Below are 1336 nucleotides of genomic sequence, written 5' to 3'. Positions count from 1 at the left end.
ACAACTAAACAAAAAAGGAGACATGAACCCGATTCCTTGGTTAGAATAGATGTACCACCAACTATCCACAAGGAGGTTCATGTCTCATGAATAGATTAGCACATCACCAAGGAATCCACAAGTTTTTCTTCACGCTGGGGTTGACGCTGCAGCTTTCCAAACCGGTCATCAAGCATCTCATTCATATTGTCGATGCCTTGACCACCAAGGGATTCTCGGGAACATTGACTGATATTCATTACTGGAGCTTTCATCCGAATCATCGAACGACGCTCAGTCACTTTTTCACGAAAAGCCCTTGGAACGAGGAAAGGCTGCTTGGGAAGCTTCAAGAGTGGATCCTTTCCCAGGTTGAACGACTGGCCAAACGGAAGAATCAACCCCTTTTTGTTTCGATTGATGATACGATTTGCCAAAAAACGAAGCCTTCGTCACGGGCTGCGCACGCCATTCAAGGGTGCGACTGGCACTACTCGCATAAAGATCATCAATCGGTCTGGGGGCATTCGCTCGTTTGGCTGATGGTGCACACCTTCACGCAGGCGTTCCCATTTGCGTTCCGCCTGTATGACAAGAAAGCGGGAAAAAGCAAGATCGACCTGGCGATCGAGATGCTTTCCTCGCTCAAGGTGAAGCGGGCTCAGCCGGTGTATGTGCTCATGGATTCGTGGTATCCGTCTAAGAAGCTCATCGAAGCCTGTCTGAAACAGGGATTCCATGTCATCGCGATGCTCAAGACGAACCGGATTCTCTACCCGAAAGGCATCGCCATCCAAGCCAAGCAGTTTGCCCGCTATATCGAGTCCAAAGACACCCGCCTCGTCACGGTGGGGCAGGAGCGTTATCGCGTGTATCGCTATGAGGGGGCCATCCATGGCCTCGATGACGCGGTGGTGCTGCTGGCTTGGAAGGCGGATCAGCCGATGGCGCCGGAACATCTCCATTGCATCTTGAGCACCGACCGGGAACTCGGGGACGAAGACATCTTGCGTTACTACGCCCAGCGCTGGACGATCGAGTGCTTTTTCCGGCAGGCGAAAGATCAACTGAAGCTGGATGGATACCGCGTTCGCCACATTCGGGCGGTGAAACGGTATTGGGCGGTGGTGCTGTTGGCCTGCGTGTACAGCATCGCCGAATCCCGACAAAACCTCTCCACCGGGCTGGAGCTTCTTCGGTCGCGGAAAGACCACAGCGTCGTCGAGTTCATTTATGACGCTGCAAAGCAAGATATTCCCATTGATGTGATCAAAAAACAGCTCCGTATCGCGTAAGGGGTACCCTGTTTGTCTCTCTAACCATGGAAATTATTGTAATGAAAAATGCTCATCTACAG

General features: G+C 51.7%; 1 protein-coding gene. It reads left to right on the top strand.

The annotated features are described in order from the left end of the window. The first annotated feature begins 86 nt into the window (after positions 1-86). Positions 87-1274, top strand: a complete 1188-nt coding sequence (locus JCR24_RS17415) for an IS701 family transposase (RefSeq protein WP_015864904.1) — start codon at positions 87-89, stop codon at positions 1272-1274. Positions 1275-1336: the final 62 nt, after the last annotated feature.

Source organism: Geobacillus sp. YHL (genome assembly GCF_022341265.1).
GTDB classification, from domain to species: domain Bacteria; phylum Bacillota; class Bacilli; order Bacillales; family Anoxybacillaceae; genus Geobacillus; species Geobacillus thermoleovorans.
Note: the sequence above shows the minus strand (reverse complement) of the source record. Positions and strands in the feature narration are given on the sequence as shown.

Coding starts and splice junctions, on each gene's coding strand:
- JCR24_RS17415 (WP_015864904.1), top strand. CDS start 87: ATGAATAGATTAGCACATCACCAAGGAATCCACAAGTTTTTCTTCACG.